The organism is Streptomyces sp. NPDC056452 (genome assembly GCF_042796085.1).
Taxonomy (GTDB): Bacteria; Actinomycetota; Actinomycetes; order Streptomycetales; family Streptomycetaceae; genus Streptomyces.
On record NZ_JBHTRI010000001.1, the window covers coordinates 257,624 to 284,477 of the forward strand.

Below are 26,854 nucleotides of genomic sequence, written 5' to 3' on the forward strand. Positions count from 1 at the left end.
TTACTCAGCTTATGCCGTTTCGGTCCGCCATTCGGAGTCGAACAGCCTTTGGGAACACATGGCCGGGTTGGGCGTATGGTTGCGGTTTGGGCCGGAGCGCCCTCGTGCCGCCGATACTCGTGCCCGGACCCGGCGTCCGGGAACCCTGTGTTACCCCACAGTAGAGATGACGTTTACGCCCTCGCGGTACACGATGGAGTCGGCGTACAGCAGACGCCCCGGGGGTACGTTCCCCCGCAACCAGGCCCCGAAGAGCACCACCGAACAGCGAAGGAACAGCGTGGCTTCCGGATCCGATCGCAATCCGATCATCATTGGCGGCCTTCCGAGCCAGGTCCCGGACTTCGATCCAGAAGAGACCCAGGAATGGCTCGACTCCCTCGACGCCGCCGTCGACGAGCGAGGCCGTGAGCGGGCCCGCTACCTGATGCTCCGGCTCATCGAGCGCGCGCGGGAGAAGCGCGTCGCCGTGCCGGAGATGCGCAGCACGGACTACGTGAACACGATCGCCACGAAGGACGAGCCGTTCTTCCCCGGCGACGAGGAGATCGAGCGCAAGGTACTCAACGCGACCCGGTGGAACGCCGCGGTGATGGTCTCCCGCGCCCAGCGCCCGGGGATCGGCGTCGGCGGCCACATCGCCACCTTCGCCTCCTCCGCCTCGCTCTACGACGTGGGCTTCAACCACTTCTTCCGCGGCAAGGACCAGGGCGACGGCGGCGACCAGATCTTCTTCCAGGGGCACGCCTCCCCCGGCATCTACGCCCGCGCCTTCCTGCTCGACCGGCTGAGCGAGACGCAGCTCGACGCGTTCCGCCAGGAGAAGTCGAAGGCGCCGCACGGGCTGTCCAGCTACCCGCACCCGCGGCTGATGCCGGACTTCTGGGAGTTCCCGACCGTCTCGATGGGCCTCGGCCCGCTCGGCGCGATCTACCAGGCCCGGATGAACCGCTACATGGAGGCGCGCGGCATCGCCGACACCTCCAAGTCGCATGTGTGGGCCTATCTCGGTGACGGCGAGATGGACGAGCCCGAGTCGCTCGGCCAGCTCTCCATCGCCGCCCGCGAGGGTCTGGACAACCTCACCTTCGTGGTCAACTGCAACCTGCAGCGCCTCGACGGCCCGGTGCGCGGCAACGGGAAGATCATCCAGGAGCTGGAGTCGCAGTTCCGCGGTGCCGGCTGGAACGTCATCAAGCTGGTCTGGGACCGCACCTGGGACCCGCTGCTCGCGCAGGACCGCACGGGCATCCTGGTCAACAAGCTGAACACCACGCCGGACGGCCAGTTCCAGACGTACGCCACCGAGACGGGCGCGTACATCCGCGACCACTTCTTCGGTGACGACCCGCGGCTGCGCGACATGGTCAAGGACATGTCCGACCACCAGATCCTGCACCTGGGGCGCGGCGGCCACGACCACCGGAAGGTCTACGCGGCGTACGCGGCTGCCAAGGCCCACAAGGGCCAGCCGACGGTGATCCTGGCGCAGACGGTCAAGGGCTGGACGCTCGGACCGAACTTCGAGGGCCGCAACGCGACCCACCAGATGAAGAAGCTCACGGTCGAGGACCTCAAGCGCTTCCGCGACCGGCTGCACATCCCGATCACGGACAAGCAGCTGGACGAGGGCTACCCGCCCTACTACCACCCGGGCCGCGACTCGGAAGAGATCCAGTACATGCACGACCGCCGCCAGGGCCTGGGCGGCTACGTCCCGACCCGTGTGGTGCGTGCCAAGCCGCTCCCGCTGCCGGACGACAAGGCCTACGCGACTGCGAAGAAGGGTTCGGGCCAGCAGTCGATCGCCACCACCATGGCGTTCGTCCGCGTCCTGAAGGACCTCATGCGGGACAAGGAGATCGGCAAGCGTTTCGTGCTGATCGCGCCCGACGAGTACCGCACCTTCGGCATGGACGCCTTCTTCCCGAGTGCGAAGATCTACAACCCGCTCGGGCAGCAGTACGAGGCGGTGGACCGTGACCTCCTCCTCGCCTACAAGGAGTCGCCGACCGGCCAGATGCTGCACGACGGCATCTCCGAGGCGGGCTGCACGGCCTCGCTGATCGCCGCCGGTTCCGCGTACGCCACGCACGGCGAGCCGCTGATCCCGGTGTACGTCTTCTACTCGATGTTCGGCTTCCAGCGGACCGGCGACCAGTTCTGGCAGATGGCCGACCAGCTCGCGCGCGGCTTCGTGCTGGGCGCGACCGCCGGCCGGACGACGCTGACCGGTGAGGGTCTGCAGCACGCGGACGGACACTCGCAGCTGCTCGCCTCGACGAACCCGGGCTGTGTCGCGTACGACCCGGCGTTCGGGTACGAGATCGCGCACATCGTCCAGGACGGTCTGCGCAGGATGTACGGCGGCACCCCCGAGGAGAACGAGGACGTCTTCTACTACCTCACGGTGTACAACGAGCCGATCCAGCATCCGGCCGAGCCCGCCGATGTGGACGTCGACGGCATCCTCAAGGGCGTGTACCGCTACAGGAGCGGCGAGAAGGGCCAGATCCCGGCCCAGATCATGGCGTCCGGTGTGGCGGTCCCGTGGGCGGTCGAGGCGCAGCAGATCCTCGCCGACGAGTGGAACGTGAAGGCGGACGTCTGGTCGGCGACCTCCTGGAACGAGCTGCGCCGCGAGGCCGTGGACGTGGAGCGGTACAACCTGCTCCACCCCGAGGAGGAGCAGCGCGTCCCGTACGTGACGCAGAAGCTCTCCGGCTCCGAGGGCCCGTTCGTGGCGGTCTCGGACTGGATGCGTTCGGTGCCCGACCAGATCTCGCGCTGGGTGCCCGGTGCGTACCAGTCGCTGGGCGCCGACGGCTTCGGCTTCGCCGACACCCGTGGGGCGGCTCGCCGCTTCTTCCACATCGACGCGCAGTCGATCGTGCTCGCGGTGCTCACGGAGCTGGCGAAGGAGGGCAGGATCGACCGTTCGGCGCTGAAGACGGCGGTCGACCGGTACGCGCTCCTGGATGTGGCGGCGGCCGACCCGGGTCCCGCCGGCGGCGACGCGTAACGGCGCGGAGCATGGTGTGAAGGGCGGCGGGACTCACGGTCCCGCCGCCCTTCCGCGTTCAGTTCTCCCAGATCTTGAAGGCCCTCACCGTGTACGGGGAGCGGGGCACCCAGGTGCCACCGCCTGGGTAGGTCTCGAACTCGCCGGTCTCCTCGCACTCGGCCGACTGGTAGGTGGTGACGGGGCGCCCGGTGCGGTTGACGAGGGCCTGGGCGTGGCCGCCCGCCGGCAGGGGGACGCAGCTCTCGATGTCGACCGTGGACAGTTCATGGGTCTGCCTGGGGACGGTGAAGTCGGGTTTCGCCCAGAGGCAGAGCTGCCCGGCCCCGCACGGTGCGAGCCCCACCGGTGCGGCCTGCGGGGCGCTCCGTGAGCGCCCCTGGGTATCGGGCCCGTGGTGGGCGGCGGGTGCTGTGCCGGCCAGAGCCGTGGCCGGGACGAGTGCGGTGGCCGCCAGGGTGGCGGCGAGAACGGTCGTACGCATGGTGGATCAACCCCCGTGGTCGAGCGAGCCGAAGTGGCCCGGTGTCCGCACTCTGACCTGCGGGGCAGCGCGCCGGGAAGGGGTGGGGCCCTGGACCACCCTGATAGGCGACAGCCCCGCCGGAGGAGTCCGGCGGGGCTGTCGGGTGCGCTGTGTTGACGCCTCGGCGCAGCGAGTGCGCCGGGGCTGTGCGGGATCAGATGTGGCCGGCTCCCGCGGACGCGTCGGCATTCGCACCGCGCTTGGTGAGCATGGCGACCAGTGCGGCGACCACGGCGACGATGCCGGCGACCATGAACGCGGAGCTCATGCCCGACACGAACGTGTCATGGGCGACGCCCGCGATCTTCGCGGCGGTCTCCGGCGGGGTGCCGGGTGCCACGGGCGGCATACCGACCTTGATGGCCGAGGACGCCTGCTCCAGCTGGGCGGCATTCACCGGCGGGAGTTCGGCGGCCTTCCAGTTGTCACCGAGCTTCGCGTCGACCTGGGAGGCCATGACGGCGCCCAGGACTGCCGTACCGAGGCTGCCGCCGACCTGCATCGCGGCCTGCTGCAGTCCGCCCGCGACACCGGAGAGCTCCAGCGGGGCGTTGCCCACGATGACCTCGGTGGCGCCGACCATGACGGGTGCGAGGCCGAAGCCGAGCAGTGCGAACCAGAGCGACATGGTCAGGGTGCCGGTGCCGATCGTCAGCTGCGACATGCCGAACATGGCGATCGCGACGGACACCATGCCGCCGACGAGCGGCACGCGCGGGCCGAAACGGGTGATGGCCGCGCCGGCGAGCGGCGAGCCGACGATCATCATTCCGGTCAGCGGCAGCAGGTGCAGACCGCTGTCGACCGGGCTCATGCCGTGGACGTTCTGCAGGTAGAAGGTGACGAAGAACAGCCCGCCCATGAAGGCGAAGGCCATCAGCACCATCAGGACGACACCGGCCGAGAGCGGCACGGAGCGGAACATGGCCAGCGGGATGAGCGGCTCGCGGACGTTCTTCTGGGAGAGCGCGAACACGAAGAACAGGACCACGGCGGCGCCGAGGAAGCCGAGCGTCTTGGCGTCGCCCCAGCCCCATTCGGAACCCTTGATGAGCGACCAGATCAGGCAGAACATCGCCTGCGACAGCAGCACGATGCCGCCGATGTCGAAGGACTTGGCCGCATTCTCGGCGCGGTGGTCCTTGAGGATCACCAGACCGAAGACCAGCGCGAGCACGCCGACCGGCACATTGATGAAGAAGACGGACTGCCAGCTGACGTGCTCCACGAGCACACCGCCGAGGATGGGACCGCCCGCGGTCGAGGCGCCGATCACCATGCCCCAGATGCCGATCGCCATGTTCAGCTTCTCGGCGGGGAAGGTGGCGCGCAGCAGGCCGAGCGCCGCGGGCATCAGCAGGGCGCCGAAGAGGCCCTGGAGCACACGGAAGACGATCACGGCCGTCACGCTGTCGGCGAGGCCGATGGCCGCCGAGGCGGCGGCGAATCCGGCGATGCCTATCAGGAAGGTCTGGCGATGGCCGAAGCGGTCACCGAGCTTGCCCGCGGTGATCAGGGAGACCGCGAGTGCGAGCATGTAGCCGTTGGTGATCCACTGGACGTCGGCGAGCGAGGCGCCGAGGTCCTGCTGGATGGCGGGGTTGGCGATCGCGACGATCGTGCCGTCGAGCGCAACCATCATCACGCCGATGGCGACGGCGAAGAGCGTCAGCCAGGGGTGGCCGCGCAGTCCTTTCGCCGGTGCGGGAACAAGGGTGTCTTCGGGCTCCCGCGGCGCCTTCTCGACTGTGGTCTGACTAGTCATGCGGGGAGATTATGTCAGCGGCTGACAGTTGACAAACCAATTCACAAGTCAGTAACTGTCACGTAGCTCACAGGTAGGCTGATCAGGTCAAAGTGACAGAAAGAGGACCTCTACGTGACACGCAGGCAGACATCCGGGGCCCCCGCATTCGCGGCTCCGGTCGGATTGCGCGAACGCAAGAAACAGCGCACCCGTGAGGCCCTGCTGCACGCCGCCCTGGAACTCTTCACCACCCAGGGGTACGACCGGACCACCGTCGACGAGATCGTCGACGCGGTCGAGGTCTCCCAGCGCACCTTCTTCCGCTACTTCGCGAACAAGGAGGCGGTGGCCTTCGCCGTCCAGGAGATGGGGGAGTCGCACTTTCTCGCGGAACTGCGTCAACGTCCCGCCGCGGAAGCCCCTTTCGAGGCAATGCGCCGGGCCACCTTGAACGCCTGGGACAGCATCGCCGACGCCCTCCAGGACGACGTCACCGTCGAACTCCACATGCGCACCTACCAGATGATCGAATCGACCCCTGTCCTGCTCGCCGCCCTCATGCGGCGCAGCGTCGATCTGGAGCACCAGGTGGCTCTGCTGATTGCGGAGCGTGAGGGACTGGACCCGGAGACAGACCCACGGCCCCGGGTGGCCGTCGCCGCGTTCTCCGGGGTGATGCGGCTGACCGGACAGCTGTGGGGACAACGGCAGGACGCGAGCGTGGACACGCTCCGGGCACTGACCGAGATGCACCTGGACCGGCTCGGACCAGCACTTGCCGGAGACTGGCGCACCTCTTAGGCGTACCGAACATCTGTGCCGCACGCCTCACCACCGCGGCATGTCCCAACTCACAATGCCCCGGCCCCCTTACGCTTTCGGGGTCCCGAACGGGCTCCCGGCGCGCCGGAGCGTGGGCTCCGCGCACACGGAGGGTGAGGTCGCGCCGCCGAATTCCTCGCAGCCGGGTGATGTGCGTCACCCCCATCACGAGGGCCTGTACGCGTCTCCTAGGGTGGGGCTCAGTGACTTCCTTCGACTCCTCCCCCACGCTCACCGCCTGGCGCGCTCTGCTCGCCGTCGCGGTGGTGTTCGTGATGCTGGCGACCACCGGGTGGACCGCCGTGCGTCATCAACACTCCGAAGCGCCACGCGAGATCGCGCTCGCTTCCTGGGCCCGTGACCGGATAGCCGGTCACGCCCTCCCGGACACCGACGCGCCGCCGTACCGGCTGGCTCACTTCTTCGCCACGCTCACCGCGGGCCAGCAGGTCGCTCTCGCCGACAAGTACCCGCTCGTGGTGGGGAATCTGAACGGCGCACCGGTCACCCTTCGCTACCGCGCCAACCGGCATGCGCTGGCCCTGGCCGAGACCGTGGAGCAGCAGCGGACGCAGGACACGAGACTCTCGCCCGACGGCCGCCACCAGGCGGTGCTCCGGCTTGCCCGCTTCCGGTCGATGCTCGCCGGGGACCGGCAGATCCTCGCCTTCGACCCGTCGGGCAGGGGCCACGCCGCGGAGGTGTTCGGCGACCTCGACCGGGCGAAGCGGATCTCCGTGATCGTTCCGGGCGTCGATACGAACCTGCTGACCCTGGAACGCACCGGCCGCAAGAAGAACGCCGCACCGGTCGGCATGGCGCAGCAGCTGTACGGCGCCGAGCGCGCGGCCCGTCCCGGGACCCCTACGGCCGTCATCGCGTGGGCGGACTACACCGCACCCGCCGGTATCGGCATGGACGCCGCCCTGGGCGGACTCGCGGCGGACGGGGCGGTGCGGCTGAACGCGCTCGTGGAGGCGCTGCCCGGCACCTCGGCCGTCTCGCTGTTCTGCCACAGCTACGGCTCCGTGCTGTGCGGGGTCGCCGCGGGCGAGCTGCCCTCCAGGGTGTCCGACATCGCGGTCGCCGGCAGTCCGGGCATGCGTGCGGACAGTGCCGAGGGGCTGGACACCGGGGCCAGGGTGTGGGCGATGCGGGACGGCGACGACTGGATCCAGGACGTGCCGAACATGGCCGTGGGCGGGCTCGGACACGGTGCCGACCCGGTCGACCCGGAGTTCGGCGCGCGCATCGTGTCGGCGAACGGCGCGGTCGGGCACAGCGGCTATTTCGAGCCGGGCACGGACAGCCTCAGCAACTTCGCCGCCATCGGGGTCGGGGCCTACGACTCGGTCAGCTGCGCGAGCACCGATCAGGCGTGCCACCGTGAGATTTCCGGTGATCCGGACGCCTGACGCGCGTAGAGAACCGTGAAAGGCCTTGCGGGGATTGCCTGTACCGAGGGGGGACGTGCGAGCCTGTGCCGCATACGATGAGGCACATGGGTGATGTGCTGGCCGGAATTCATGCCACCTGGGAGTTCGATACCGACTCCCTGCTCATCCGCTTCGAACGGGGGATCCGCACGCCGAGGCTCTTCCAGAGTCTGCGTGAGCGCCGCATTCCGTATGCGGCGCTGTCGTCGGTGACACTGACCCCGGGCAGGCGGGGGACGGTGGTCCTGCACGCGGTGCCGAGACCGGGCGCCGATCCGCTGCTGGAGGCTGCGGCGGGGCAGCTGAAGGACGGCTGCGACCCCTACCGGCTGGTGCTGCCCGCCGAACGCGAAACGCTCGCCGAGTACTACGCCGACGAGCTGCGGGCCCTGCTCGGACCGGACGCGGCGAAGCACGCCGACCGCTTCCTGGTCACGGCTCCCGAGGCTCCGATGAACTTCAAGGCGTACGACGGTCGGGCCGGCTTCGACGGGGTCCGGGTCTCCTTCCGGTGGTCCTGGACGGGCGCCTCCAGCGCCAAGTGGAAGGCGGGCGACCAGACCTTCCCGGTGGCCGATCTCAGCGGCGTGCAGTGGCGGTCGCCGGAGGCGCTCGAGGGCTATCTGCGGCTGGTGACGCGCGGCGCGGGCGGTGACGCGGACGAGGGCGGTCCGGTGCACACTCTCGGGCCGGACACGGCGCAGGGCGCCCCGCATCCGGCCGTCCCGCACATACCGGTGGACCAGGATCCGGCCGCTGTCGTCTTCGGCCTCGGCTACGGGCCGGTGCACGAGTCGCTGCCCTTCGCCGCGGCCGTGCTGGAATCCGTGCGCAGGACCCAGTCGGTGCCCGTCGCGGCAGCCCCCGCCGTGGTGGGCGGCGGGCGGCGTGATCCGGCGGACATCGCCGAGCGGATCCGGCACCTGGGGGAACTGCACCAGGCCGGTCTCGTGACGGACGACGAGTACAGCGCGAAGAAGGCGCAGCTGCTCGCGGAGCTGTAGGGGCGGGCCGGTCCCGGCCTGCGGGCGGAGCCCCTACCCCGGTACGGGGAGGCCGGTCGCACAACAGCACCGGGGTATGACGCCACGAACCGGCACGCTCCCTAGGCTGAGCGGGCGATGTCCTCCTCCTCCGGTCACCCCGAGCCCGCCGACGGCCTGCTGAGCGCCGCCGGCCGTCATCTGCGCGGGTTCGCCCACGCGCTGTCCCACCCCTCCCATCCGCCCGTCCCTCTCCTCGCGGACGCCGCGAAGCGCAGGCAGCGGCTCGTGCCGTACGTGGCCGTCGCCCTCCTCACCCTCCTGTTCGTCCCCGTCACGTACAACGTCCTGATCTCGGACTACGGCCTGGGGGGTGGTACGGCGGGGGCGCTCGCCGTCGCTCAGGCCGCACCGCTGCTGATGCTGGCGCACCGGCCGCTGCAGGCCTGGTGGATCGTCTTCGGCGCGGACGTCGTCGGCGCCCTGGTCCTGCTGCGGCCCACGGCCGCGGAGTTCGCCGTCCGGCCGCTGCCGGCCGCGGTCACGGACCCGGTGGACACCATCTGGCCCTGGACGCCCCCGGTGATCATCGGCTACCTCTTCGTACTGTTCGCGCTGGGCCTGCGCGAGCCCCGGAGGACCCTGGCGGCCGTCTGGCTGATGACGGGCGCGGCGGGCCTGCTGCTGCACATGATCGCGCCCGACCGCAGCAACGGCAGCGCCGTGCTGCTGCTCGTCCTCGGCGCGGTGGTGCTGGTCGTCGCGGCGGCGCTGCGGGAACGGGGCGACGCGCAGCGCAGGCTCGCCGAGCAGGAGACGATCAGTGAGGCCGAACGTGCCGGGCGGACGCTCCTGCAGGAGCGGACCCGGATAGCCCGCGAGCTCCACGACGTGGTCGCGCACCACATGTCCGTGATCACGGTGCAGGCCGACTCGGCCCCGTACCGGATCGGCGGGCTGCCCGAGGAGGCGCGCGCGGAGTTCGAGGCGATCGCGGCGAGTGCGCGCGAGTCGCTGACGGAGATGCGGCGGCTGCTCTCGGTGCTGCGCAGCGACGGTACGGACGGGGAGCGGGCCCCCCAGCCGGGGATCGACCGGATACAGCAGCTGGTGGAGGCCACGGTGCGGTCGGGGCTTCCCGTGGAGCTCTCGATGGGGGCGCAGGTGCCGAAGGAGGTGGGGGACGGCCTGTCCCCGGCCGTCGACCTGTCCGCGTACCGCATCGTGCAGGAGGCGCTGGCCAATGCGGTCCGGCACGCGCCGGGGGCGCGCACCCGGGTCTCGGTCACGACAGCCGACGGGCATGTGACGGTCCTGGTCGTCAACGACCGTGCGCAGCGCCCCGGTTCACCGCTGGAGACGGCCGGAACGGGGCACGGGCTGGTCGGGATGCGTGAACGCGTACGGTTGACCGGCGGCACGCTGGACACCGGCCCGCTGCCCGACGGGGGCTTCCGTGTCGCCGCGCGGCTTCCGCTGTCCGGCCGTCCGGTCGCGTCGAATTCCCCGGCCTCGGAGGACTCTTGAGCATCCGCGTGATCATCGTTGACGACCAGGCCATGGTCAGGGCGGGGTTCGCGGCGCTGCTGTCGGCGCAGAGCGACATCGATGTGGTGGGCGAGGCGCCGGACGGCCTGCGCGGCGTCGAGGCCAGCCGCAGCCTGTGCCCGGATGTGGTCCTGATGGACGTCCGGATGCCGGAGATGGACGGGCTTGCCGCGACCCGCGAACTGCTGTCCCCGTCCGCCGGGGAGTCCCACCGGCCGAAGGTGCTGATGCTGACCACCTTCGACGTGGACGACTACGTGTACGAGGCGCTGCGCGTCGGGGCATCGGGCTTCCTGCTGAAGGACGCGCCCCCGGCCGACCTGATCTCGGCGGTCCGTGTCGTGGCCGCCGGGGACGCGCTGCTCGCACCGTCCGTGACCCGTCGGCTGATCGCTGACTTCGCACGCCAGCGGCCGTCCGGAGCCTTCCGGAGCGGCCCCGCCCTGCGCCTGCGGGGGCTGACGCCGCGCGAGACGGAGGTACTCGAGCTGGTGGCCCGTGGCCTGTCCAACCAGGAGATAGCCGGTCGGCTGGTGGTCGCGGAGCAGACGGTGAAGACACACGTCTCACGGATACTCGCCAAGGCCGATCTGCGGGACCGGGCCCAGGCGGTGATCTTCGCGTACGAGTCGGGGCTGGTGACGCCGGGGTCCGCGGAGGCGTGACCGGGGCACGTGCGTGCTGGGCCCCGGCCGCGCCCCTGTGCGGTGGCTACTCGCGTGCTGCCGAGGTGTTGCTCATGTCCGGGTAGCGGTCCCCCGCGACCTGGCCCGCGATGGGCTCCAGCTGCTCCAGCTCCTGCCCGGTCAGGGTCAGCCGGGTCGCCCCGGTGTTCTCCAGCAGACGGCTGCGCTTACGAGTTCCGGGAATCGGCACCACTGTCAGTCCGTGCACCTCGGCGCGCTGCTGCACCCACGCGAGGGCGACCTGCGCGGCCGTCGCGCCGTGCGCCGCCGCGATCTTGTGGACGGGCTCCAGCAGGGCCGCGTTCGTCTTGGCGTTCTCGCCGCTGAAGCGGGGCTGGTACTTGCGGAAGTCGCCCTGTGCCAGCTCCTTGCCCGCGTCGGCGAACGCCCCGGTCAAAAAGCCGCGGCCGAGCGGCGAGTACGGCACGAGGGTCACTCCGAGCTCGACTGCGGCCCCCACGGCGCTGCGCTCCACGTCCCGGCTGAAGAGCGACCACTCGGACTGCAGGGCGGCGATCGGGTGCACGGCGTGCGCCTCGCGGAGCTCGGCCCCGGTCACCTCGCTCAGCCCGAGCTGCTTGACCTTGCCCTGCCGCACCAGTTCGGCCATCGCCCCGACCGATTCGGCGAGCGGGACGAGCGGGTCTCGGCGGTGCATGTAGTACAGGTCGATGACGTCGGTGCCGAGCCGGCGCAGGCTGTCCTCGACGGCCCGCCTGATGTACGCGGGATCGTTGCGCACCCCGCGGTAGTGCGGGTCGTCGGTCCGCTCGATGGCGAACTTCGTTGCCAGCGTGATCTCGTCGCGGTGCGCGGCGACGAAGGGCGCGAGGAACGTCTCGTTGGCGCCGCGCCCGTAGACGTCCGCGGTGTCGAAGAGGGTGACACCCGCCTCCAGCGCCGCCTCCAGGGTGTCCCGGGCGGCCGCCTCGTCGGTGTCGCCGTAGAACTCGCTGATCCCCATGCAGCCGAGCCCCTGGACGCCGACCCGGGGGCCGCCGCCGAGCTCCACGGTCGCGATCCGGCCGGTGCTGTTGTCGCTCATGTCGTCAGGGCCTTTCCGACGCCGCACGGGCGCCCGCATAAAAGTCGATCTTGAAGTCGAGCACGGCGAGGGTGTCCTGGAGCTCCGCGATCCGCGTCTTCACGTCGCGTCGGGTCGCCTCCAGGAGTTCCTGCCGCTCCTCGAACGTGTGCTCGCCCTCGCGCAGCAGTTCCGCGTACCTGACCATGTCGGCGACCGGCATCCCGGTCAGCCTGAGCTTGCCGACGAACGCCAGCCAGTCCAGGTCACGGTTGGTGAAGCGGCGCTGGCCCGTGTTCGAACGGTCGACGTGCGGCATCAGCCCGATCCGCTCGTACCAGCGCAGGGTGTGCGCGGTGAGCCCCGTGAAGGCGACGACCTCACTGATGGTGTAGCGGTCCCGGCCCTCGGGGCGCGGATGGGCTTTGGGGGCCGAGGCGCAGGTGTCGGTCCGTGCGGAAGAGCTTGCCATCACCGTCATGCCTCCACGCTAGAACCTTGGAGTGCACTCCAAGCAAGCGGATTCGGCTGCGTTCTTCGGTTTGGGCCGACCGGTACACGAGGGGCGGCCGGCCTTAGGCTCATATGCATGCAGAGCCTGGCGATGATCGAGAACTGGCCCGTCCCCACCGCGGCGGCGGCTGTCGTACGAGCGGACGGCACCCTCGCCGGTGCGCACGGCCCGACCGCGCACCGCTTTCCGCTCGCGTCCGTCACCAAACCGCTCGCGGCGTACGCGGCACTGGTGGCGTACGAGGAGGGCGCGGTCGAGCTGGACGAGCCGGCCGGCCCCGAGGGCTCCACCGTCCGCCACCTCCTCGCGCACACCAGCGGCCTCGCGTTCGACGAGCACCGCGTCACCGCCCCTCCCGGCAACCGCCGGCTGTACTCCAACGCGGGTTTCGAGGTGCTCGGCGACCACATCGCGAAGGCCACCGAGATCCCTTTCCCCGAGTACGTACGCCAGGCGGTCCTGGAACCGCTGGGCATGACGGCCACGACGCTGGACGGCTCGCCCGCCAGGGACGGCGTCTCCACCGTCGACGACCTGGTCCGCTTCGCCGCCGAGGTGCAGGCTCCCCGGCTCCTGGACCCGCGTACGGTGCTCGAGGCCCAGACGGTCGTGCACCCGGGCCTCAAGGGCGTGCTCCCCGGCTACGGCCACCAGAACCCCAACGACTGGGGGCTCGGCTTCGAGATCCGCGACTCCAAGTCGCCGCACTGGACGGGCCTTTCGTCCTCCCCGGCGACCTTCGGCCACTTCGGCCAGTCCGGCACGTTCCTGTGGATCGACCCGGCGGCGGAGGCGGGGTGCATCGCCCTGACCGACCGGGCCTTCGGCCCGTGGGCAGCCGAGGTCTGGACCCCGTTCACCGACGCGGTGCTCCAGGAGCTGGGGGCCGGTAGCTAGTGCTGTACCGGGCGGTGTGCAAGCCGTTGCCGTCCTGTGCCACGCACGGCGGCGGGAACGAGTCGCTGCTGTGCGGCTGTTGGAGTCCCCGACCGACGAAGGGGGTCGCCCGTGGCCAAGGTCAGCATCAGTCTTGATGCCGAACTGGTGGTGGAAGTGATGGTCCTGGCCGGGGTCGGCTCGCCCCAGGACGCAGTCGAGGCGGTCGTGCGTGACTACATCGCCCGGGGACACCGCACCGAGGCGCGCACCGAGCTCAGAGAGCAGAGCCTGCGCGAGGTCGAGGTCAAGCCGCAGGATCCTCAAGGCTGACCACCGCGATTCAAGGGGAAGAACTACCGCCATGGCCGTCATCCACCGCACCGCCCTCGCACCGACGAAGCTGGAACTGCTCACCTCCTGGCTGCCCTCCCGCCCGTGGTACCGCGGCGGCGCGGGCGAACCGGAGCCGGCCAGGTCCGGCGGCTTCCGGCTGGACGACCCGCAGGGGGAGGTGGGGATCGAGTTCATCGTGGTCACCGACACCTCCGGCCCCCACCCCACCGCCTACCTGGTGCCGCTCACCTATCGCGGTGCCCCGCTCGACGGGGCGGAGCACGCTCTCGTCGGCACCATGGAGCACGGGGTGCTGGGACGGCGCTGGGCCTACGACGGCTGCCACGACCCGGTGCTGGTCGCCCAGTTCGCTGCCCTGATCGAGGGCCGGGTGCAGGCCCAGGACCAGAACACCAGCAACACCCCCGACCGGGATGTCACCCGCTCCTGCGCCGGTGAGGGACTGATCCCGACGGACTTCACCACCACGGCCACGGACGACCGGGAAGGCACCGCCCTGGCTGTCGCGCCCGGCGCGACCATCCGCCTGCACCGGGTCCTGCGGCCCGCCCAGGACGGTACGCCGTTGCTCCCGCAGGGAGCGGCCGGCCACGTCTCCGCTTCCTGGAGCACGGTGGACGGCGTACGGGCCCGGGGACTGTTCGCCGTCCTGCACACCGGCTCCGGGGCGCAGAGCGATGCGCGAAGGGGCCGTGCCTCGTAGAAGACCGGCATCACTTCGACAGCGGGAACGCCGCTGGAGCTCTCCCTGGGTGCGCTACCGCGATGTTCCCGGCCTATCGGGAGCGGCGAACGCAGCCGTCCGCGTGCTCGAACGGGAGCGGCTGACTCCGGGCGTCGTGTCGGTCGCCATGAGCGTGTGGTCCGCCCGCGTCCACGGAACCGAACGCCGGTGGAGGCCGTGGGAGGCCGAGTTCACCTGCCCGTGCTGCGGCGGCGGCTGGGCCCGGGACACGCTGCAGGAGGCCCTGTCCCTGTTGCCGCCGAGGGCCTCGGCGGAACTCCGGGCGCAGGTCGCGCGCCTGGACGACGTGCTGCTCCGGCGGACCCACCACGAGCCCGCGGCGGACGCGGAGTCGGCGTGGTGGCATCGCCGGTGCTGACCGCGTGCGAACCGCCGACCGGGGACCCTTCCCACCGCTCGGCAACCACCGCGGCGGACCTTCGTGGACGGGCTCCGCTAGATTCGGCCGCTATGCGATCACGATCACACGAGTACGACCAGGATTTCCGCGACCGGGCCACGCGCATACGCAGTTGGGGCTTGGCCCTGCTGTCCTTGGCCGCCCTGCTGTGGGTGTGGTGTGCCGTGTTGCTGCTCACGCCGTACGCGGTCGACGAGACACCCGACGACAAGTACCCCCAGGAGTGCGAATCGCGGCTGTTCACCGACCGCGGCACCGCCAACGAGGGCGTGTTCCGCGGGGATCACTGCGCGGACGAACGCGACTGGCCGGAGGCCGTCGCCCTGCTCGGCCTGTCCCTGCCGGTGTCGGTCGTCGGCGCGGCGCTCTTCACCACGGGCACGGTGACGCGCCGGATGAGCGCCCACGGCGAGGCGATGCGTGAGCTGGACAGGCTCAGGGACACGAAGGCTTAGGTTCCCTACGGGTAGGGGTGGCCCCAGCCCCGTTGTCCACCGGCCGGTGGACAAGAGGTTCAACCGGCAGGACGTGCCGGGCGCGGTACCCCTGCGGCCAGGATTTCCGGCATGAGACAACTACCTGTACGCATGGCCCGATGGAGCGCCCGGCACGCATGGCGGGCGATCGCCGGCTGGTTCGCGTTCGTCGTCCTGTGCCTCGGAGCCGGCATCGCGGTCGGCAGCAACGAAGCGACCACCGAGGACTTCTGGGTCGGTGAGGCGGGACGCGCGGAGGCGATGGCGACCGAAGGCGGCCTGGAGCGCTCGCCCACCGAGCGGATCATGATCCGGGCCAGGTCCGGACCGCTGGACATGGCCGCGGCCGGTTCGGCGGCCCAGGACGTGACCGAGCGGATGCGCGACCTGCCCGAGGTGGAGAGCGTGGCGGCTCCCGTCCGCTCGAAGGACGGCAAGGTCCTGCTGGTCTCGGTGGTCCTGAACGGCCCCGAGCTGGAGGGCAGGAAGAACGTCGTGCCGCTCCTGGAGCAGACGGCGGCGGTTGGCGCGAGCCACCCGGACCTGGTCGTGGAGGAGACCGGGTCCCCCGCCATCAGCAAGGGCGTCAACGACCAGCGCGGGGAGGATCTCGCCCTCTCCGAACGCATCAGCCTGCCCGTCACCGTCATCACCCTGCTGGCCGTGTTCGGCTCGGTGATCATGGCTGGTGTGCCGCTTCTTCTGGCTCTCTCCTCGATCGCCGCAGCCATCGGGCTGTCGATGGTCGCCTCGCACCTCCTCCCCGACGCCGGGGTCGGAATGAACCTCATCCTGCTCATCGGCCTGGCGGTGGGTGTCGATTACACGCTCTTCTACCTCAAGCGTGAACGTGAGGAACGGGCGCGCGCAGGTGGCCGGCTGAGTTCGGAAGCCCTCGTCGAGCTGGCTGCGGCGACCGCGGGCCGGGCCATCGTGATCTCGGGCCTCGCCGTGATCGTCTCCACGGCCACCCTGTATCTGGCCACCGACGTCATCTTCTCCTCGTTGGCGACCGGCACCATCCTCGTCGTGGCGGTCGCCGTGGCCAGCTCCCTCACGGTGCTCCCCGCACTGCTGGTCAAGATCGGCCACCGGACCGAACGCCTCGCCACCCGCCGGGCGAAGCGCGGGAGGCCGGCCCCCACCGCGAAGCCGGAGACCGGGCGGATGTTCGGCGCCCTCCTGCGGCCCGCCCGGACCCGCCCCGCCCTCACCCTGTGCCTGTCGGTCCTCTTCATGCTCGGCCTGGCCGCTCCCGCGCTCGGGCTGAAGCTCGTCGACCCGGGCAAGGACACCTTCTCCCGCGACATCCCGGCCATGCAGGTCTACGACCGGCTGACCGGGAGTTTCCCCGAACTCTTCGTCAAGCACGAGGTAGTTGTCCGCTCGACCCCGAAGCGAGCCGCCCAGGCCGAGCGGGCCTTGGTGGACCTCGGCCGCCGCGCCCAGGCCGACCCGCTGTTCGCCGGGGGCACCGAGCCGGCGGTGCGGACATCGGCCGACGGCAGGATCAGTGTGCTGGAACTCGCGGTCCCGTTCCCCGCGCCCTCCGCCGAGGCGATCGAGTCACTCGTCCACCTCCGCCAGGACCACATCCCCGCGACGGTCGGCCAACTGCCCGACGTGGAGACGGGGGTGAGCGGCGACGTGGCCCGGGGCCGCGACTACGTGGCTCACGAGAGTGCCAAACTGCCGCTGGTCATCGGGTTCCTGCTGCTGATGACCTTCCTGATGACGGTATGGGCGTTCCGCTCGGTGGTCATCGGCCTCGTCGGCGTCGTGCTCAACCTGCTGTCCGCCGGTGCCTCGCTCGGCATGCTGGTCCTGTTCTTCCAGGGGACGTGGGCGGAGGGCCTTCTGGCCTTCGACTCGCTCGGCGCGATCGCTTCCAGGGTGCCGCTGTTCCTCGTCGTCATCCTCTTCGGCCTGTCGATGGACTACCAGGTGTTCGTGGTCAGCCGGATCCAGGAGGCCAGGCAGAACGGCATGTCCGCCCGCGAGGCGGTGCTGGAGGGCATCAACCGTTCGGCCAAGGTGGTGACGAGTGCGGCGATCGTGATGGTGACGGTGTTCGGTGCGTTCGTGGCCCTGCACCTGACCGAAATGAAGCAGATGGGATTCTGTCTGGCTGTGGCAGTCCTCCTGGACGCCGTGGTCATCCGGCTCATGGTCCTGCCGTCGGTCCTGCTGCTCCTCGGCGAGCGCGCCTGGTGGCCGGCCCGCCCCGCGCGCGGTGCACGGGAGGGGTTCCCCGACGCCGCGCCGCTGGAAAAAGTAGGCTGACGCGATGGATCAACGGCCGGAGCCCGAGGACGAGTTGCCCGTACCGTCACTGCACCGGTGGAACGCCGTCCTGTGGGTGCTGCTGGGGGTGGTGCCTCCGGCCATCGCGGTCGCGGACGCACCCGGGACGACGAGGTACCCGACGCTGGCGCTGCTGGCCGTGCTCGCGCTGTGTTACGGAGCGGTGGGGCTGTTCCCGGGCAACCCCGTCCTGCGCCCGCTTCCTTACCTGTACGTACTCGTGGTGGGCCTCGGCGCGATGTCGTACCTGCTCGACGGTGGCGCGGCGCTCTTCGTCGTGACGTTGCCGCACTTCTGGATCTACGCCACGAGCACGCGGGCCGCGATCGCCGTCAGTGGCCTCGCGTGCGCGGGAGTGGTGGCCGGCAACGTCGTACGGCAGGGCTGGGACGGGGAGTTCTTCACCGGGAACGTCGTCTTCACGTTGATCGGCTACGCGGCGGGCGTGCTGATCGGGCTAGGTCTGCGCCGTATCGCCGAGGACGGTGACGCGCGTGCCCGTCGGCTGAGCGCTGAGCTGGAGGGCGCCCGTCTCCGGCTGGTCGAGGCACACAAACGCCAGGGTGCGGCGGACGAGCGCGAACGGCTCGCCCGGGAGATCCACGACACCCTCGCCCAGGGCTTCGCTTCCATCGTCGTGCTCGCGGAGGCGGCCCGGTCCGGCCTGGAAACCGATCCCGCCAGGAGCGCGCAGCAGCTGCTCGCGATCGAGAACACCGCACGCGAGAACCTCGCCGAGGCGCGCGTCCTCGTCGGTGCGGCGCCGCAGAGCGGTGTCGCCGCAGGCTCCGTGGCGGACGCCCTTCGCCGGACCCTGGACCGGTTCACGGAGGACACCGGGATCGCCCTCGCCCCGGAACTGCCGGACGTCGCATGCGACCAGCAGACCCGGATCGCCCTCCTGCGCTGCACGCAGGAGTCCCTCGCCAACATCCGCAAGCACGCGGCGGCCTCCACCGTGGAGGTGGTGCTCACGGCGCAGCCGTACGGCGTGGAGCTGGAGATCACCGACGACGGCCGTGGCTTCGTGACCGAGAACTCCCACGGCTTCGGGCTCAACGGCATGCGCAAACGCCTGGCCGAACTGGGCGGTGAGCTCACCGTCACCAGCTCGGTCGGCGACGGCACCCGCGTCCTCGCCATGATTCCCACGAACGGGCAGGTCTGACATGGCAACAGGTGCAGTGCCCGGGAGGGGGCTCCGCGTCGTGGTGGTGGACGACCACACGGTGATGCGGGCCGGGGTGGTGGCCCTGCTCGCCGACGAGCCCACCATCGACATCGTCGGCGAGGCCGACGACGGCCGGGCTGCCGTGGAACTCGTCCGGCGCCTGGAGCCGGATGTCGCGCTGGTCGATCTGCGGATGCCTGTCCTCGACGGGACGAGTGCCACCGCGGAGATCGTCGCCGGCCGCTTCCGGACCCGGGTGCTGATCCTGACCACGTACGACACCGACGCGGAGATCGAGCGCGCGGTCGAGGCCGGCGCGGTCGGCTACCTGCTGAAGGACACCACGCGTGAGCAGCTGGTGGACGCCATCCATTCCGCGTCCCGGGGCGAGACCGTTCTGGCCCCGCGGGTCGCGGCGCGCCTGGTCGCACGTATGCGCAGGCCCGCCCCGGTGACTCTGACCAGGCGGGAGGTGGATGTGCTGGGCGCGGTCGCCGACGGACTGTCCAATGTGGAGATCGGTCGGCGGCTCGTCATCTCGGAGGCGACGGTGAAGACGCATCTGCTGCGGGTCTTCGCCAAGCTCGACGTCAGCGACCGTACACACGCGGTGGTCAAAGCCCTTGAGCGTGGGCTGCTGGACGGACGCCGGTGAATCCGCCGCGCCCTCACACCTGCCCGAGCTCCCACATCAGCACCTCGGCGGCCGTCAGGGCCAGCAGTTCCAGCCCCCGGGACTCCGTGATCCGCGCCGAGTCGCCCGCCGCCAGCTCCTCGCCGTCGAGGCGCACCTCGCCCCGTACGACGTGGACGTAGACGCCCGCCGCATCGGGCACGGCGGTGCGCTCGCCCTCGGCCTGCCTGCGGACGTGCAGCATCGCGCGCGCCTCCGGGAGGGCGTACGGGGTGGAGTCGGCGATCCCGGCGACATGTGTGTACGAGGGCTCCCCGCCCGGTGCGAGCGGGGACAGCCACATCTGAACGAACGTCAGCGGGTGCTCCCCGTCGTTGCGTTCGATGTGACGCACCCCGCCGGCCGAGCTGAGGTGCTGGACGTCACCGGCCCGTACGACGGTGGCGTGGCCGGCCGAGTCGCGGTGGGTGAGCTCGCCCTCGACCACCCAGGTGACGATCTCGGTGTGGCTGTGCGGATGCTCGTCGAAGCCGGCCCCCGGGGCGAGACGCTCCTCGTTGCAGGCCAGTACCGGCCCGAAGCGCAGGTTGTCGGGGTCGTAGAAGCGCCCGAAGGAGAATGCGTGCAGCGTCTCGATGCCCACGGAGACACCCGGGGCCGGGTCCCCACCGCGGAAGCGGTCGCCGGAGCGGCGTACGTCCATCACGGCTCCACGGTAGCCCTGCGGGGCGACCCGCGGCCCCGCCCCTCCGCACCGCTGCCCCGATAAGGCAGTCTTGTGTCCGTGCCCCGACCCGATCCTGAGCAGCCCGCCGCGAACGCCGCCCATCTCCATGCCGCGACCCTGAAGCGGCTCGAGCAGGCCTCCGGCCGGCTTTCCGCCAACGCCATCGCCCGCATGGACGAGACGCTGCCGTGGTACCGGGCGATGCCACCGGAGAACCGCTCCTGGATCGGTCTGGTCGCCCAGGCCGGGATCGCCGCGTTCACCGAGTGGTTCCGGCACCCGGAGGCGCCGCAGGCCATCTCGACCGATGTGTTCGGTACGGCTCCGCGCGAGCTGACCCGGGCGATCACGCTGCGGCAGACCGTCGAGATGGTGCGGACGACGATCGAGGTGATGGAGACCGCGATCGAGGAGGTGGCGGCTCCCGGCGACGAGTCGGTGCTGCGCGAGGCGCTTCTCGTCTACGCCCGGGAGATCGCCTTCGCGACCGCCCAGGTGTACGCGCAGGCCGCCGAGGCGCGCGGCGCGTGGGACGCCCGGCTGGAGTCCCTCGTGGTGAACGCGGTGCTGTCCGGTGAGGCCGACGAGGGTGCCGTGTCGCGGGCCGCGGCCCTCGGCTGGAACTCCCCCGAACACGTCTGCGTCCTCCTCGGCACCGCTCCGGACGGGGACAGCGAGCTCACCGTGGAGGCGATCCGGCGGGCGGCCCGGCACGCGAAGCTCCAGGTCCTGACCGGCGTGCTTGGCAACCGCCTGGTCGTCATCGCGGGCGGCAGCGACAACCCGCTGAACGTCGCGAAGTCGCTGATCGGCCCGTATGCGGCCGGTCCCGTCGTCGCCGGACCCGTGGTGCCCGACCTGCTCGCCGCCACCCGGTCCGCGCAGGCCGCCGCCGCCGGACTCAAGGCGTGCTCGGCGTGGCAGGACGCGCCGAGGCCCGTCCTGTCCGACGATCTCCTTCCGGAGCGTGCGATGGCGGGCGACCCCGCCGCGCGGGATCAGTTGGTGGAGGAGATCTACAGACCGCTCGAAGAGGCCGGTTCGGCGCTACTGGAGACGCTGAGTGTCTATCTGGAGCAGGCGAGCAGCCTTGAGGGCGCCGCCAGGATGCTGTTCGTGCACCCCAATACCGTGCGCTACCGGCTACGACGTGTGACCGACGTCACCGGCTGGTCCCCGTCCGACGTCCGCTCCGCTTTCACGCTGCGGATCGCCCTCATCCTGGGGCGCTTGGCCGCCGGAGATCCTCAGTCCTAGACTTTTGTCGGACTTCAACAATTCCCCTGACGGTTCTTCGTCCCTGTCCCCACGGGCGTGAGGAGCCGTCCACAAGAGAGAGTGTGAGTGTGCTCGTACTCGTCGCTCCCGGCCAAGGCGCTCAGACGCCCGGCTTCCTGACTCCCTGGCTCGAACTCCCCGGTGCCACCGACCGCATCGCGGCCTGGTCCGACGCCATCGGGCTCGACCTTGCCCACTACGGCACGAAGGCCGACGCGGACGAGATCCGCGACACGGCGGTGGCACAGCCGCTGCTGGTCGCCGCGGGTCTCCTGTCGGCCGCCGCCCTCGACGCCTCGCCCGGCGCCGTCGCCGGCCACAGCGTCGGTGAGATCACCGCCGCAGCGCTCGCCGGCGTCATCGACGACGAGGCCGCGCTCCGTTTCGTACGGACCCGGGGGCTCGGCATGGCCGAGGCCGCCGCGGTCACCGAGACGGGCATGGCCGCGCTGCTCGGCGGCGACCCTGCCGTAACGGTCCCTCACCTGGAGAAGCTGGGGCTCACCCCGGCCAACGTCAACGGTGGCGGACAGATCGTCGCAGCGGGCACCGCGGCACAGATCGCCGCGCTGACCGAGGACATGCCCGAGGGTGTGCGCCGCGTGGTCGCGCTCAAGGTGGCCGGCGCCTTCCACACGCACCACATGGCTCCGGCCGTGGAGAAGCTGCGTGCCGCCGCCGGTGCCCTGAAGGTCGCCGACCCGAAGGTCACGTACGTGTCGAACGCCGACGGGAAGACGGTCGCCGACGGCGCCGAGGTCATCTCGCGGCTCGTCGGCCAGGTCGCCAACCCGGTCCGCTGGGACCTGTGCATGGAGACCTTCAAGGAGCTCGGGGTCACGGCCATCATCGAGGCCGCCCCCGGAGGCACCCTCGTCGGCCTCGCCAAGCGCGCGCTGCCCGGCGTGAAGACCCTCGCGCTCAAGACCCCCGACGACCTCGACGCGGCCCGCGCGCTCATCTCCGAGCACGCAGGCGCCTAAGGAGCCCGAGAGCATGTCGAAGATCAAGCCCAGCAAGGGCGCCCCGTACGCACGGATCATGGGTGTCGGCGGCTACCGCCCGACCCGTGTCGTGCCGAACGAGGTGATCCTCGAGACGATCGACTCGTCCGACGAGTGGATCCGCTCCCGCTCCGGTATCGCCACCCGCCACTGGGCCTCCCCCGAGGAGACCGTGTCGGCCATGTCCGTGGAGGCCGCCGGCAAGGCGATCGCCGACGCCGGGATCGCTCCCGAGCAGATCGGCGCCGTGGTCGTCTCCACCGTCTCGCACTTCCAGCAGACCCCGGCGATCGCGACCGACATCGCCCACAAGATCGGCGCGGGCAAGCCCGCCGCCTTCGACATCTCCGCCGGCTGCGCGGGCTTCGGCTACGGCCTCACGCTCGCCAAGGGCATGATCGTCGAGGGTTCCGCGGAGTACGTCCTCGTCATCGGTGTCGAGCGCCTCAGCGACCTCACCGACCTGGAGGACCGCGCGACGGCCTTCCTGTTCGGCGACGGCGCGGGTGCCGTCGTCGTCGGCCCCGCCAAGGAGCCGGCCATAGGCCCCACGGTCTGGGGCTCCGAGGGCGACAAGTCGGGAACGATCAAGCAGACCGTGGCGTGGGACGTCTTCCACGCCGACCGTCCGGAGAAGTTCCCGGCGATCACGCAGGAGGGTCAGGCGGTCTTCCGCTGGGCCGTCTTCGAGATGGCCAAGGTCGCCCAGCAGGCGCTGGAGGCGGCCGGGATCACCCCGGAAGACCTGGACGTCTTCATTCCGCACCAGGCCAACATGCGGATCATCGACTCGATGGTGAAGACTCTCAAGCTGCCGGAGCACGTCACGGTCGCGCGTGACGTGGAAACCACCGGCAATACGTCGGCCGCCTCGATTCCGCTCGCAATGGAGCGGCTCCTGGCGACCGGTCAGGCCAAGAGCGGCGACACGGCGCTCGTCATCGGCTTCGGGGCGGGTCTCGTCTACGCCGCGACGGTCGTTACCCTCCCCTAGGCACACCGGACCTTTCGGCCCGTACGCCCGAACCCCGCAGAAACACATCGAAGGAGCGCCAAAATGGCCGCCACTCAGGAAGAGATCGTCACCGGTCTCGCCGAGATCGTCAACGAGATCGCCGGTATCCCGGTCGAGGACGTCCAGCTGGACAAGTCCTTCACCGACGACCTGGACGTCGACTCGCTGTCCATGGTCGAGGTCGTCGTCGCCGCCGAGGAGCGCTTCGACGTCAAGATCCCCGACGAGGACGTCAAGAACCTCAAGACGGTCGGCGACGCTGCCGACTACATCCTGAAGCACCAGGGCTGATCCCAGCCCGTCCCGTGTGTCGCCACCCGGCGGTGGCGCCGCTGATTCACGACCCTCTACACGTGGAGAAGATTTTCCAGTGAGCCCGACCAATCGCACCGTGGTCGTCACCGGTATCGGCGCAACCACTCCGCTGGGTGGCGACTCCGCATCGACCTGGGAAGGTCTGATGGCCGGTCGTTCCGGCGTCAAGCCCCTCGAGGGCGAACGTTTCGCCGAACTGCCTGTCCGGATCGCCGCCCTCGCGGCTGTCGACCCGGGCGACGTCCTGCCCCGCCCGCTCGCCCGCAAGCTGGACCGCTCGGCGCAGTTCGCGCTGATCGCGGCCCGTGAGGCCTGGGCGGACGCCGGCTTCACCGGCAAGGCCGGTGAGGACGAGAAGATCCAGCCCGAGCGTCTGGGCTCGGTCATCGCCTCCGGTATCGGCGGCGTGATCACCCTGCTCGACCAGTACGACGTGCTGAAGGAGAAGGGCGTACGCCGCGTCTCCCCGCACACCGTTCCCATGCTCATGCCCAACGGCCCGGCGGCCAACGTCGGCCTCGAGGTCAACGCCCAGGCCGGTGTCCACACCCCGGTCTCCGCCTGCGCGTCGGGTGCCGAGGCCATCGGGTACGCCGTCGAGATGATCCGCACCGGCCGTGCCGATGTGGTCGTCGCCGGCGGCACCGAGGCGGCGATCCACCCGCTGCCGATCGCCGCGTTCGCCAACATGATGGCGATGTCCAAGAGCAACGACGAGCCCGAGAAGGCCTCGCGCCCGTACGACACGGGCCGTGACGGCTTCGTCCTCGGCGAGGGCGCGGGCGTCGTGATCCTGGAGTCCGCGGAGCACGCCGCCGCGCGCGGCGCGAAGGTCTACTGCGAGGTCCTGGGGCAGGGCCTGTCCGCGGACGCCCACCACATCGCGCAGCCCGAGCCGACCGGCCGGGGCATCGCCGCCGCGATGCAGAACCTGCTGGACGCCACGGACCTGAAGCCGTCGGAGGTCGTGCACCTGAACGCGCACGCCACGTCCACGCCGCAGGGTGACATCGCGGAGATCAAGGCGCTGCGTGCGGTGCTGGGCGACGACCTGGACCATGTCGCCATCTCCGCGACGAAGTCGATGACCGGTCACCTGCTGGGTGGCGCGGGCGGCATCGAGACCGTCGCGACGGTCCTGGCGCTGCACCACCGGCTGGCCCCGCCGACCATCAACGTCGACAACCTCGACGAGGCGATCGAGGCGGACATCGTCCGCGGTGAGCCGCGGGCACTGCCTGAGGGTTCGATCGCCGCGATCAACAACTCGTTCGGCTTCGGCGGCCACAACGTCGTCCTGGCGTTCCGCTCCGTCTGACCCGTCACTGCCGCGAGGCCCGCTTCCCACCCGGGAGGCGGGCCTCCTGCATGGTGCGGGCCGTGCCCGGGGCTGCGCCGTGCCGTGCAGGCATGGAGGACAAACGTTTCAGCCCGGCCTGTCCCGGGGCAGCCGGGGCCGAGGTGCCGGTTACACCACCTGGTGGAGCCAGCGGACGGGCGCGCCCTCGCCGGCGTGGCGGAAGGACTCCAGCTCGTCGTCCCAGGGCTTGCCCAGGAGCTTGGCGACCTCCGCCTCCAGATCCGTCTCGCCGCTCACGGACCGGGCCAGGGCTGCCCGCAGCCGGTCCTCGGGGATCAGGATGTCGCCGTTCATGCCGGTGACCGCGTGGAAGATGCCGAGGCCGGGCGTGGAGCTGTAGCGTTCGCCCTCCGCCGTGGGGCACGGCTCCGCCGTCACCTCGAAGCGCAGCAGGTCCCAGCCACGGAGTGCCGAGGCGAGCTGGGACGCGGTGCCGGCTCTGCCCTTCCAGGAGAATTCGGACCGCCAGGTACCGGGGGCGGCCGGCTGTCTGATCCAGTCGAGCTGGACCCGCACACCGAGTACGCCCGCCACTGCCCATTCGATGTGCGGGCACAGCGCGCGCGGTGCGGAGTGAACGTACAGGACTCCACGTGTCGTCACCGGGACCTCCAGTGTGGGACGAGGTTCGCCTTCCCCAGCGGCCTCGCGCCCGTACCGCCTCTTCCCGGTCGGCTCCCGAGGTTGTCAACAGTAAACAGCATCGGGAGTGAATCTCCTGAAAAGGGACAGTATGTGACGTGAGGTAACTTACCGGAGCTGCCCGTTTCGGATGCCGGGCGGCAAGGCGTCACTGGTTCGACGGGGAAAAGCTACCGTGCGCCGGGGCCGGGCGTGTGACGTACCGTCGGTCCTGGGCCCATGATTCCCCCAGCATTCACCCGCGAGGGCGCGCGGGCCCACCACCTGGGGCTGTCGGGTTGTGCCAGGGGCACAATCACCTGTGTGACCGGAGGGGAAACTGGGATGCCTGAGTGTTCGTCACGCCGTCGTGTCCGCGGTGTCACCGCCGCGCTGACGGCTCTTTCGTTCCTCGGCGCCGCCGCGCTGACGGGCTGCACCGGTGGTTCGTCCGCGACCACGAAGGGCGCGGCCAGGCCGCAGAGCCCGTCTCCCTCGCCGGTCCGGGTGTGGGATGTGAGCCCGGCGTCCATCGCCGCCGTGGGGGACTCCATCACCCGGGGCTTCGACGCGTGCTCGGTGTTCGCCGACTGCCCGGAGGTGTCGTGGGCGACCGGCACCGACGACGGGGTCAACAGTCTCGCGGTACGGCTGCTCGGCGCGTCGAAGGCGCCCTCGCACAGCTGGAACCATGCCGTGTCGGGAGCCCGGATGGCCCAGCTGCCGGAGCAGATGGCGCTGGCCGCCGTGGAGAAGCCGGACCTGGTGACGGTGATGATCGGCGCCAATGACGCCTGCCGGGACTCGGTGCGGCTCATGACTCCGGTGGCGGACTTCCGGGCCTCGTTCGAGGCGTCGATGCGGCAGTTGCGGGGTGCGGCGCCGAAGTCCCAGGTGTACGTGTCGAGCGTGCCGGACCTCAAGCGGCTCTGGTCGACCGGGCGCGGCAACGCGCTGGGCAAGCAGATCTGGAAGCTCGGGATCTGCCGGTCGATGCTGGGCGACGCGGACGACATGGGCACGGCGGCCGTCGCGCGGCGCGACGCGGTGCAGGAGCGGGTCGTCGCGTACAACGAGGTCCTGAGGGACGTCTGTGCCAAGGATCTGCGCTGCCGGTACGACGGCGGGGCGGTGTTCGACTACCGGTTCACCGGCAAGCAGCTCAGCCAGTGGGACTGGTTCCACCCCGGCCGTGACGGCCAGGCCAGGCTGGCCGAGATCGCTTACCGCAATGTCACGGCGGTCGGACCCCCCGCGTAAAGT

26 protein-coding genes are annotated in these 26,854 nt (G+C 70.6%); 20 read left to right on the forward strand and 6 right to left on the reverse strand.

Features of this window, described 5'->3' with window-relative positions:
- The first annotated feature begins 280 nt into the window (after positions 1-280).
- Positions 281-3,022 carry a pyruvate dehydrogenase (acetyl-transferring), homodimeric type gene (aceE, locus tag ACFQ6X_RS01185; RefSeq protein ID WP_383174012.1) on the forward strand — a complete coding sequence of 914 codons (2,742 nt, stop codon included), beginning with the start codon at positions 281-283 and terminating at the stop codon, positions 3,020-3,022.
- Positions 3,023-3,080: 58 nt separating this feature from the next.
- Here the strand turns inward: aceE and ACFQ6X_RS01190 are convergent, their stop codons facing one another.
- The gene (locus ACFQ6X_RS01190) at positions 3,081-3,506 is read right to left on the reverse strand and encodes a peptidase inhibitor family I36 protein (protein ID WP_383174015.1); all 426 of its coding nucleotides are present in this window, start codon (positions 3,504-3,506) and stop codon (positions 3,081-3,083) included.
- Between the two features lie 196 nt (positions 3,507-3,702).
- Positions 3,703-5,313, reverse strand: a complete 1,611-nt coding sequence (locus tag ACFQ6X_RS01195) for an MFS transporter (protein WP_383174018.1) — start codon at positions 5,311-5,313, stop codon at positions 3,703-3,705.
- 114 nt (positions 5,314-5,427) lie between these two features.
- Here ACFQ6X_RS01195 and ACFQ6X_RS01200 point away from each other — a divergent pair, with 114 nt between their 5' ends.
- From ACFQ6X_RS01200 to ACFQ6X_RS01220, 5 genes are all read left to right on the forward strand, one after another.
- A complete protein-coding gene (locus ACFQ6X_RS01200; RefSeq protein ID WP_383174021.1) occupies positions 5,428-6,096 on the forward strand; it encodes a TetR/AcrR family transcriptional regulator in 669 nt (222 codons plus the stop codon).
- A gap of 224 nt (positions 6,097-6,320) precedes the next feature.
- Positions 6,321-7,532: an alpha/beta hydrolase gene (locus tag ACFQ6X_RS01205; RefSeq protein WP_383174024.1), complete on the forward strand. Its 1,212-nt coding sequence runs from the start codon at positions 6,321-6,323 to the stop codon at positions 7,530-7,532.
- A gap of 86 nt (positions 7,533-7,618) precedes the next feature.
- Entirely contained in the window at positions 7,619-8,557 is a 939-nt protein-coding gene (locus ACFQ6X_RS01210) for a DUF4429 domain-containing protein (protein ID WP_383174027.1), read from the forward strand.
- 117 nt (positions 8,558-8,674) lie between these two features.
- The gene (locus ACFQ6X_RS01215; protein WP_383174030.1) at positions 8,675-10,063 is read left to right on the forward strand and encodes a sensor histidine kinase; all 1,389 of its coding nucleotides are present in this window, start codon (positions 8,675-8,677) and stop codon (positions 10,061-10,063) included.
- Positions 10,060-10,749: a response regulator gene (locus tag ACFQ6X_RS01220; RefSeq protein ID WP_383174033.1), complete on the forward strand. Its 690-nt coding sequence runs from the start codon at positions 10,060-10,062 to the stop codon at positions 10,747-10,749. Before ACFQ6X_RS01215 ends, ACFQ6X_RS01220 begins: the two co-directional genes overlap by 4 nt.
- Positions 10,750-10,795: 46 nt before the next feature.
- Here the strand turns inward: ACFQ6X_RS01220 and ACFQ6X_RS01225 are convergent, their stop codons facing one another.
- Complete coding sequence (locus tag ACFQ6X_RS01225; RefSeq protein ID WP_383174036.1) at positions 10,796-11,815, reverse strand: aldo/keto reductase; 1,020 nt, start codon at positions 11,813-11,815, stop codon at positions 10,796-10,798.
- Between the two features lie 4 nt (positions 11,816-11,819).
- Positions 11,820-12,275, reverse strand: a complete 456-nt coding sequence (locus tag ACFQ6X_RS01230; protein WP_383174039.1) for a MerR family transcriptional regulator — start codon at positions 12,273-12,275, stop codon at positions 11,820-11,822.
- Positions 12,276-12,383: 108 nt separating this feature from the next.
- Between ACFQ6X_RS01230 and ACFQ6X_RS01235 the strand changes: the two genes are divergently transcribed.
- The 8 genes from ACFQ6X_RS01235 (at position 12,384) to ACFQ6X_RS01270 (ending at position 19,292) form a co-directional block, all read left to right on the forward strand.
- The gene (locus tag ACFQ6X_RS01235) at positions 12,384-13,205 is read left to right on the forward strand and encodes a serine hydrolase domain-containing protein (RefSeq protein WP_383174042.1); all 822 of its coding nucleotides are present in this window, start codon (positions 12,384-12,386) and stop codon (positions 13,203-13,205) included.
- 111 nt (positions 13,206-13,316) lie between these two features.
- Positions 13,317-13,517: a DUF2191 domain-containing protein gene (locus ACFQ6X_RS01240; protein WP_383174045.1), complete on the forward strand. Its 201-nt coding sequence runs from the start codon at positions 13,317-13,319 to the stop codon at positions 13,515-13,517.
- Positions 13,518-13,548: 31 nt separating this feature from the next.
- A complete protein-coding gene (locus ACFQ6X_RS01245; RefSeq protein WP_383174048.1) occupies positions 13,549-14,244 on the forward strand; it encodes a 1,4-alpha-glucan branching protein in 696 nt (231 codons plus the stop codon).
- Positions 14,245-14,347: 103 nt separating this feature from the next.
- Positions 14,348-14,644 (forward strand): hypothetical protein, encoded by a 297-nt coding sequence (locus tag ACFQ6X_RS01250; protein WP_383174051.1) that lies wholly within the window; start codon positions 14,348-14,350, stop codon positions 14,642-14,644.
- Positions 14,645-14,736: 92 nt separating this feature from the next.
- Complete coding sequence (locus ACFQ6X_RS01255) at positions 14,737-15,141, forward strand: hypothetical protein (protein WP_383174054.1); 405 nt, start codon at positions 14,737-14,739, stop codon at positions 15,139-15,141.
- Positions 15,142-15,252: 111 nt separating this feature from the next.
- Positions 15,253-17,445: an MMPL family transporter gene (locus tag ACFQ6X_RS01260; RefSeq protein WP_383174057.1), complete on the forward strand. Its 2,193-nt coding sequence runs from the start codon at positions 15,253-15,255 to the stop codon at positions 17,443-17,445.
- A 4-nt stretch (positions 17,446-17,449) separates the two neighbouring features.
- Positions 17,450-18,634: a sensor histidine kinase gene (locus ACFQ6X_RS01265; RefSeq protein WP_383174060.1), complete on the forward strand. Its 1,185-nt coding sequence runs from the start codon at positions 17,450-17,452 to the stop codon at positions 18,632-18,634.
- Position 18,635: 1 nt separating this feature from the next.
- Positions 18,636-19,292, forward strand: a complete 657-nt coding sequence (locus tag ACFQ6X_RS01270; RefSeq protein ID WP_383174063.1) for a response regulator — start codon at positions 18,636-18,638, stop codon at positions 19,290-19,292.
- 13 nt (positions 19,293-19,305) lie between these two features.
- On the opposite strand, the gene ACFQ6X_RS01275 is transcribed toward ACFQ6X_RS01270, so the two are convergent.
- Complete coding sequence (locus ACFQ6X_RS01275) at positions 19,306-19,974, reverse strand: pirin family protein (RefSeq protein ID WP_383174594.1); 669 nt, start codon at positions 19,972-19,974, stop codon at positions 19,306-19,308.
- A gap of 81 nt (positions 19,975-20,055) precedes the next feature.
- Here ACFQ6X_RS01275 and ACFQ6X_RS01280 point away from each other — a divergent pair, with 81 nt between their 5' ends.
- The 5 genes from ACFQ6X_RS01280 (at position 20,056) to fabF (ending at position 24,928) form a co-directional block, all read left to right on the forward strand.
- Positions 20,056-21,255: a helix-turn-helix domain-containing protein gene (locus ACFQ6X_RS01280; protein WP_351168282.1), complete on the forward strand. Its 1,200-nt coding sequence runs from the start codon at positions 20,056-20,058 to the stop codon at positions 21,253-21,255.
- 89 nt (positions 21,256-21,344) lie between these two features.
- On the forward strand, positions 21,345-22,259 hold the full coding sequence (locus ACFQ6X_RS01285; protein WP_383174597.1) for an ACP S-malonyltransferase: 915 nt from the start codon (positions 21,345-21,347) through the stop codon (positions 22,257-22,259).
- Positions 22,260-22,272: 13 nt separating this feature from the next.
- Positions 22,273-23,274, forward strand: coding sequence for a ketoacyl-ACP synthase III (locus tag ACFQ6X_RS01290; protein ID WP_383174067.1), 1,002 nt, complete (start codon positions 22,273-22,275; stop codon positions 23,272-23,274).
- A gap of 63 nt (positions 23,275-23,337) precedes the next feature.
- Positions 23,338-23,586 (forward strand): acyl carrier protein, encoded by a 249-nt coding sequence (locus ACFQ6X_RS01295; protein WP_014045780.1) that lies wholly within the window; start codon positions 23,338-23,340, stop codon positions 23,584-23,586.
- 79 nt (positions 23,587-23,665) lie between these two features.
- The gene (gene fabF / locus ACFQ6X_RS01300; protein WP_383174071.1) at positions 23,666-24,928 is read left to right on the forward strand and encodes a beta-ketoacyl-ACP synthase II; all 1,263 of its coding nucleotides are present in this window, start codon (positions 23,666-23,668) and stop codon (positions 24,926-24,928) included.
- Between the two features lie 150 nt (positions 24,929-25,078).
- Here the strand turns inward: fabF and ACFQ6X_RS01305 are convergent, their stop codons facing one another.
- Positions 25,079-25,573, reverse strand: a complete 495-nt coding sequence (locus tag ACFQ6X_RS01305; protein WP_383174074.1) for a DUF3145 domain-containing protein — start codon at positions 25,571-25,573, stop codon at positions 25,079-25,081.
- A 363-nt stretch (positions 25,574-25,936) separates the two neighbouring features.
- On the opposite strand from ACFQ6X_RS01305, the gene ACFQ6X_RS01310 reads away from it, so the two are divergent.
- Complete coding sequence (locus ACFQ6X_RS01310) at positions 25,937-26,851, forward strand: SGNH/GDSL hydrolase family protein (RefSeq protein WP_383174077.1); 915 nt, start codon at positions 25,937-25,939, stop codon at positions 26,849-26,851.
- Positions 26,852-26,854 lie beyond the last annotated feature (3 nt).

What these genes read in the sequence shown, in the direction of transcription:
- ACFQ6X_RS01190 (WP_383174015.1), bottom strand. Translation starts at nt 3,506, where the DNA reads ATGCGTACGACCGTTCTCGCCGCCACCCTGGCGGCCACCGCACTCGTC.
- ACFQ6X_RS01195 (WP_383174018.1), bottom strand. Translation starts at nt 5,313, where the DNA reads ATGACTAGTCAGACCACAGTCGAGAAGGCGCCGCGGGAGCCCGAAGAC.
- ACFQ6X_RS01210 (WP_383174027.1), top strand. Translation starts at nt 7,619, where the DNA reads ATGGGTGATGTGCTGGCCGGAATTCATGCCACCTGGGAGTTCGATACC.
- ACFQ6X_RS01215 (WP_383174030.1), top strand. Translation starts at nt 8,675, where the DNA reads ATGTCCTCCTCCTCCGGTCACCCCGAGCCCGCCGACGGCCTGCTGAGC.
- ACFQ6X_RS01225 (WP_383174036.1), bottom strand. Translation starts at nt 11,815, where the DNA reads ATGAGCGACAACAGCACCGGCCGGATCGCGACCGTGGAGCTCGGCGGC.
- ACFQ6X_RS01230 (WP_383174039.1), bottom strand. Translation starts at nt 12,275, where the DNA reads ATGACGGTGATGGCAAGCTCTTCCGCACGGACCGACACCTGCGCCTCG.
- ACFQ6X_RS01235 (WP_383174042.1), top strand. Translation starts at nt 12,384, where the DNA reads ATGCAGAGCCTGGCGATGATCGAGAACTGGCCCGTCCCCACCGCGGCG.
- ACFQ6X_RS01245 (WP_383174048.1), top strand. Translation starts at nt 13,549, where the DNA reads ATGGCCGTCATCCACCGCACCGCCCTCGCACCGACGAAGCTGGAACTG.
- ACFQ6X_RS01255 (WP_383174054.1), top strand. Translation starts at nt 14,737, where the DNA reads ATGCGATCACGATCACACGAGTACGACCAGGATTTCCGCGACCGGGCC.
- ACFQ6X_RS01260 (WP_383174057.1), top strand. Translation starts at nt 15,253, where the DNA reads ATGAGACAACTACCTGTACGCATGGCCCGATGGAGCGCCCGGCACGCA.
- ACFQ6X_RS01265 (WP_383174060.1), top strand. Translation starts at nt 17,450, where the DNA reads ATGGATCAACGGCCGGAGCCCGAGGACGAGTTGCCCGTACCGTCACTG.
- ACFQ6X_RS01270 (WP_383174063.1), top strand. Translation starts at nt 18,636, where the DNA reads ATGGCAACAGGTGCAGTGCCCGGGAGGGGGCTCCGCGTCGTGGTGGTG.
- ACFQ6X_RS01275 (WP_383174594.1), bottom strand. Translation starts at nt 19,974, where the DNA reads ATGGACGTACGCCGCTCCGGCGACCGCTTCCGCGGTGGGGACCCGGCC.
- ACFQ6X_RS01290 (WP_383174067.1), top strand. Translation starts at nt 22,273, where the DNA reads ATGTCGAAGATCAAGCCCAGCAAGGGCGCCCCGTACGCACGGATCATG.
- ACFQ6X_RS01295 (WP_014045780.1), top strand. Translation starts at nt 23,338, where the DNA reads ATGGCCGCCACTCAGGAAGAGATCGTCACCGGTCTCGCCGAGATCGTC.
- ACFQ6X_RS01310 (WP_383174077.1), top strand. Translation starts at nt 25,937, where the DNA reads ATGCCTGAGTGTTCGTCACGCCGTCGTGTCCGCGGTGTCACCGCCGCG.